Below are 6606 nucleotides of genomic sequence, written 5' to 3' on the forward strand. Positions count from 1 at the left end.
TCCGATACGAGTGGTGTGATTGAAAGCACTTTTACGGTTGATGCTGAACAACAGACGACGTTGATAAGACTTCAAAGTAAATCGCATTTTTTGAAATATAAGAATGGGATATCAGTTTGTTTTAAAGCGAAGGGTAAGAATGTTGGGGAAACCGCAATTGCCTTGAATGATTTAGCCGCTAAACCTGTTTATAAGGCGACGGAATTAGGCATTCGTGCATTATCGGGAGGGGAGCTTCAAAGGGGGTGCATTTATAGCTTGATTTATAGGGATCATGCTTGGCAAGTTTTAAATCCTACGCCTCTTTCTTTATCACAAGAACCGGTTATTCCCGTTTATCCTACGGGGACGATAGGGATTTTTGGGATGCAAGTTTTGCCAGATGGCTGGTTACCCTGTGATGGGAAGGCTTATTTGCGCAGTGATTATCCTGCTCTTTATGATGCGATAGGGATCAGGTGGGGTGGAGCTGATAGTTGGACGAAGTTTAATGTTCCCGATTTGCGTGGTGTTTTTTTACGAGGTGTTGATGATGACCGCGAGATAGACCGCTTTCGTTATCTTGGCACTTTACAAAATGACGCTATGAGAAAGCATGACCATGGGGGGCAATCCTTTACGATTTTGAATGATGAAAATCAGGAAGAGAGTTGGCATGGTGATATGACGATCATCTGGGGATATGTGTTGAATGACCAGCAAAGATTGAAACTTGCCGAACGTTTGGGTGTGAGGGCAGAGGATATACGCGTGCACCATAAGCTAGCCTTTCCCCATTCCCACCTTCACATGCGTGATGTTGTTTGGGCTCGTTCAGGTGTAAGTGAGACGCGCCCGATTAATATGAGTGTTGTGTTTGGAATCAAGACGTGAGGTTCAGATGTCCACGATTTATGATTGGTCTTTAACGGCATCTGAGAATGGTGGTGCTGATGCTTTAATTAATTGGTCAGAGGGACAGCATCCTAACACGGTTAATAATAGCGCTCGTTTTATGATGCAAAGGATAAGTGAGTATTTATCGGATACGGGCGGCGTGCTTGAAGGGATTGTGACGGTTGATAATAACCAAAAGACGAGCGTGATAAGGCTTCTAAGCCAATCGGCATTTTTAGAGTATAAGAATGGGATATCGGTTTGTTTTAAAGCAAAGGGCAAGAATGTTGGGGCGACAACAATTGCTTTGAATAATTTAGCTGGCAAACCTGTTTATAAGGCGACAGAAACCGGTTTATTAGCCTTGTCGGGAGGAGAGATACAAGATGGTTGTCTTTATACAGTCATGTATGATGAAGAACTTTCGGGGTGGCAAGTTCTCAACCCGACAAGGGGTAAAGTTTCTTCCTTAAAACGCTTACCCTCCGGTCTGATAGGACCGTTTGCAATGGAACGCTTGCCGGATGGTTGGTTGCCATGTGATGGAAGTGCTTATTCACGGTATGTTTATTGGGACTTATTTTGTGTCATAGGAACGACGTGGGGAGAAGGGGATGGCGCCACGACGTTTAATGTTCCCGATTTTCGGGGGCTATTTTTACGGGGACTTGATAATGAACGCAATTTAGACCCTTGGCGTTCTTTTGCAAGTATACAACCCTGTTCTTTAAAAGCGCATGAACATTTTATAGGTCCAGCGTCATCAGAAGGTCTTTCTTCTCGTAAAAAACGGGATGTTTCTTCTTCTGAAGTTTCTTTGCAAAGGCGAAAGAGAGCTATAGACGAAGAGTGTGTAGGTTTGAGTGGGGATAGCTTAAAAAAATGTCATGAAGAATTTGACCGAATAGTGGGCATTTCAGAGGTTCCATTTTGGTTTACAGAAAAAGATAAACCGCCTCGTTTACCTTGGTTTATCAGGAGCCCGTTTGCTAATTTTTTATATTATTCAACGCCTATAACAGAAGGGCTGAATGACAGAGAGCATCATGAACATCACCTTATGGCAGAGAGGGTTGGTGGTGTTGAAACGCGCCCCGTTAATGTGAGTGTCATTTATGGGATCAAGACATGAGGAGTTGAAATGTCATTAAAACCGTTTGCGATATCAGAGATTAGCGACCCGTCTCAAGTACGGGTCGTTTTGTATTCGGGGGGAGGTTTTGTACATGCGCCGCTTAATGGCGTTTTTGATTTACTGAAAGCCGCTTTGAAAACGGATCTTGATGGATCTGTGAAAGATTTAGAGAAGCGCTTAGAGGCTTTAAGAGAAGAGTTTGAAGATTTGAAAGAGTGTTCATTAGACGAAGTGCTCTGAATGATGTGAGGACGAAAGCAGATGAAGATACCCGATCATGAACATGAATATTTGATACCTGTCGCGACGAGAGAAGAAATGATAGCAGGAACTTCTCAAGACAGTGTTGTTGTTCCGAAGCTTTTAGGGACGGCGTCTTTGTATTCGTATGAAACCTTTGCGCCCTTAGAGCAGGTTGTTAATGCAAGGAAAGAAGCAGAAAAAGCCATGGCGCGTGCGAATGGCGCGCAACAAACAGCAGATCAAGCGAAAACTATAGCAGATAGTGTCAAGGAATTATCGGATGCAGCAGCGACGACGATAGCACAAGCAGCAGGCACAGCAGCGAGTGCAGTTACTGTAGCCAATGCCGCCAAGACGACAGCTGATACAGCTTTAGAGCAGGCAAATACGGCATTAACAGCATCCAATGCCGCCAAGACAACAGCAGAGATATCGAAAGCTTCTTCAGAAGATGCCAAGATGAAATCAGAAGCGGCAGAGAGGTTAGCGCAAGAAGCCAAGCGTATTGCGGAGGATACTAAAGGTGCAGCCGATAGAGTGACGACAGCGGTCACGGAAAGCTCTCAAAGAGTGACACAAGTTCAAGGCACAGTAGAGACAGCTTTGACAGAGGCAAGAGAAGCCAAAGCAACGGCAGGAGATGCAAAAACACTTTCCGAACAAACCAAGAGCGCTTTTGATGATGCCAAGCAGGTGATGGGTGAGGTGAAGAATGTTGCAGAAACGGCGGCAGCGAGCAGTGGGCAAGCTCTCACTACAGCGAAGGAAGCCAAGATGACAGCTGAGACAGCATCTTCGGTAGCTGGTGATGCAAAAGAAACGGCATTGAGAGCGTTGGCAGATGTCAATGACCTTAAACAATCGGTTGATCATGTCAAGAATACAGCAGAGGGAGCCAAAAGGACAGCAGAAGGAGTAGAACAGAGGGCTTTAACAATAGAAGACGTTGCTACACAAGCCAAGACTAAAGCCGGTGAAGCGAAACAATTGGTTGAAGAAGTTAAGACGAGAGCGCATTCGGCAGAAACGTTAGCGAATAATGCAAAGCGGTTAGCGGATAGCGCAAAAGACACAGCGGTGGAAGCAAAAAATAAAGCAGAGGATGCTCATGTCCTTTCGCAAGAAGCTAAGAGCACAGCAGAAACGGCAGAAGAGAAAGCCGCAAGAGCCGAAAAGAAGGCGAATGATGCGACAGTTACAGCTTCAGAAGCCAAGACTATGGCGCAAGAGGCAAAACAGGCGTTAGAGACATCAACAGCGCACCAAGATGCTTCAGAAGCACTGTCTAAAGCCGCTGACGCGAAGAAAGTAGCAGATCAGGCAGCAACGTTAGCCAATGAAAGTAAAACGACAGCTGTTGAGGCAAAAGATTTAGTGGAGGAAGTAAAACAATCGGTAGCGGCAGCGACAGAAACAGCAGAAGATGCGAAAAATACAGCAAGGAAAGCGACTGTAGATATTATTTCTATCAAGGCAAAGGCTTTGACAGCAGAAACGGTAGCTAACGAAGCCAAAGTAGCATCAGAAAGCGCTGTTACAGTGGCGAATACAGCGAAGACCACAGCAGAAGAAGCCAAGAGTGCAGCGGATACAGCAACAGCGACGGCTCATCAAGCCCAACAGAGTGCAGAGGAGGCTACAAAATTAGCTTCTGAAGCGAAAGCGGTAGCAGAGTCTGCGGCGCGTTCAGGAGAGACGGCAGGGCAGGTGAGTGCAGAAGCGGTGAAGGGCTTAGCGGAAGAAGCGAAACGTAAAGCGGAAGCTGTAGAGAAGATTGTACAAGAATCTCAAAGTGCTTTGGATGAACTAAAACAAGTAGCTGGTAGTGCGCAGTCGACAGCAGAAGAGGCAAAAAAGGTTTCTGAAAGCGCCCAGAAGAAGGCAGTACAGGTAGAGACAGTAGCGGATGAAGCCGAAAAAATAGCTAAAGAAGCCAAACAGACAGCTGGTTATGCCAAGCATGATGCGGGTCAAGCCCGTAGTGAGGCGGAAAAGGCAAAAAGCACAGCGAATGAAGCGTGGAGTAAAGCCCACGACGCGAATGAAGCTGCCAGTAACGCTAAGACTATAGCAAGACTAGCGGAAATGGCAGGCGAAGAAGCCAAGAAAAAAGCCGAGGCAGCAGATTCACAAACCTATCAAGCCAAGAGCGAAGCCGAAAAAGCCAAGGAAGTAGCCAATAACGCTAAGGTTATAGCAAGTTTAGCAGAAAGAGCAGGCGAAGAAGCCAAGAAAATAGCGGAGAAAGCCGATGACCGAGCGTATGAAGCCAAGAATGAAGTAGAAAAAGCCAAGGAAATAGCTAGTAATGCAAAATATATAGCAGAACAAGCGCAGAGGGCAGCCGAAACAGCGGGTAAAAAAGCAGCGTCTTTGGAAGAAGAAGCGGAAGAGGCACAAAAAATAGCCAAGGAAGCCAAAGAGTCTGCTGGCTATGCAAGACATGACGCGACGCAAGCACGCAATCAGGCAGAAGATGCAGAGAAAATAGCCTCGTCTGCGAGGAGTAGGGTTATCGATATCAATCAAGTGGTTGAGAATTTTAAAGCCCCCGTAAGTTTAGCGCGGATGTACTCAGAAGAAGCCAAGAAAAAAGCCGAGTCGGCAGATTCACAAGCCTATCAAGCCAAGAGCGAAGCCGAAAAAGCCAAGGAAGTAGCTGATAGAGCGAAAAGGACAGCAGAAGAAGCCAAAAAAACCGCCGATACAATGAAACAAGAGCTTGGAGGTATCAAGAGTTCCCTAGCAACGGCAACAACAGCCCATACAGTAGCCTCACAGGCAAAAGTGCTAGGGGAAGAGATAAACAATTTACTGAAACAGTCCAATTTAACGGTTCTTTCAATTTCTACGCCGTTTCTTGTTGCGACAGGGAAAAAACAACTCACATTGAAGAAAGGAACGCGTATAACCTTGGCATTAGGCAATGATACTTTGGTTGCAAGTTATACGGCAGATACAAGAATAAGCGTTCCTTCTCTTTCGGCAGGCAAGGATTATTATGTTTATTTGGTTTCTGATGGAAAACAGTCTCATAAACTTGTTTTGTCAGAAAACTCTACCTATCCAAGGGATTACACTGTGAGTAATTCTCGTAAGATAGGAGGGTTTCATACGCTCTGTGCGGATGTTGGTACGATTTCTGGTCATCCATTATCCGGTTATCAAGCAGGGGATATATTGCCGAATTCTGTTTGGTGTTTGAATCACCGCCCTTATAGTTCACCAGAGGGAATGGTCTACGACCCCTCTACAGATCTTTGGGTTGATATTTATCTTCAATCAGGGACGGGTGAAAATACGAAATCAATGTATCGTACCAATATAACAACAAACCGTAATTATACCGAACATGTAACAGATATGGCGCGTGTTAAAAAATCTTTACTGAGTGATGAAGCGTTTGCTTCTGCTATGTATGGAAGCAATGAAAAGACACATATTGTTGGCAAGAAAGAACCAACCTCTAAGGTTTCAGGTGGATATAAGGATACGGCGAATCGTCGAATGATCTCGCATATCGGTTGTGAGGATGGTTGCGGTTATGTTTGGCAATTTTTATCGGGCACGTTTCCTATACCCATAAGCCGTACGCAAAATACGTTTGAAATGAGAGCATTGTTAGGGGGTGGTAGCTGGAGTAATACAACGGATAATGGGCGTTTTACTCGAGCCGCCATGATCGTCAATGGTGGAAATGAACAAGTTGCGGCGCGTGGATGTAGCCATACGCGTCATTTTGTTTAGGAGGGAGAGATGATAGAATATCCAGAACATTTAAATAGCAAAGAAGATTATCTGAACATGCTTTCTTTTGACAAAGTTGAAACAGTAAGAAGGCTAGAGCATCTTTTAGCAATGCGTTTTTATTGGGTCTTTGTTAAAGAGCTTGGAGAGGGAGAAGAGGGGATTGAAGATGACACGCATAAGGTTTGTCTAACAACAACCATGCCGTTTGATTCAAATGGTGATTTTGTAGAAAAGCGTTGTCAGTATGAATTACAGGAAAGCGAATATGCGCCGCTCTTTCAACTTGGATTTCGTGTTGAAGAAGTCGAGCAGCTGATCAAAGAGCATAGTCAATAGAGATCATAAGAAAACATTTTTATGCCGCCTCACTTTTGTGGGGCTTTTTTTATGGAGCGTCAGATGAGAAAGATATCGAAAGAAGGATTAGAACTTATCAAACAATGGGAAGGATTGCGTTTAGAGGCTTATAGAGATACGGCATGTGTCTGGACGATTGGTTATGGTCACACCAGCAATGCGGGTCACCCCCTTGTCAAAAAAGGCATGTGTATTAGCCAAAAGCAAGCAGAAGAAATCCTTTGTGAAGACTTAAAGCAATTCGA

6 protein-coding genes are annotated in these 6606 nt (G+C 44.8%); all 6 read left to right on the forward strand.

The annotated features are described in order from the left end of the window. Nucleotides 1-873: phage tail protein (locus ACFIKD_RS08500; protein WP_375647754.1), on the forward strand; the 873-nt coding region annotated here is incomplete at its 5' end. 7 nt (nucleotides 874-880) lie between these two features. Further along, nucleotides 881-2008: a phage tail protein gene (locus tag ACFIKD_RS08505; protein ID WP_375647755.1), complete on the forward strand. Its 1128-nt coding sequence runs from the start codon at nucleotides 881-883 to the stop codon at nucleotides 2006-2008. Between the two features lie 9 nt (nucleotides 2009-2017). Continuing rightward, entirely contained in the window at nucleotides 2018-2251 is a 234-nt protein-coding gene (locus tag ACFIKD_RS08510; RefSeq protein ID WP_375647757.1) for a hypothetical protein, read from the forward strand. Between the two features lie 21 nt (nucleotides 2252-2272). Further along, nucleotides 2273-6001, forward strand: a complete 3729-nt coding sequence (locus tag ACFIKD_RS08515; RefSeq protein ID WP_375647758.1) for an alanine-zipper protein — start codon at nucleotides 2273-2275, stop codon at nucleotides 5999-6001. 9 nt (nucleotides 6002-6010) lie between these two features. Then, nucleotides 6011-6340, forward strand: coding sequence for a hypothetical protein (locus ACFIKD_RS08520; RefSeq protein WP_375647759.1), 330 nt, complete (start codon nucleotides 6011-6013; stop codon nucleotides 6338-6340). A 63-nt stretch (nucleotides 6341-6403) separates the two neighbouring features. Further along, a partial coding sequence (locus ACFIKD_RS08525) for a lysozyme (RefSeq protein ID WP_375647761.1) occupies nucleotides 6404-6606 on the forward strand: 203 nt, incomplete at its 3' end.

Source organism: Bartonella sp. CR84HXZ, from assembly GCF_042194535.1.
GTDB lineage: Bacteria > Pseudomonadota > Alphaproteobacteria > Rhizobiales > Rhizobiaceae > Bartonella > Bartonella grahamii.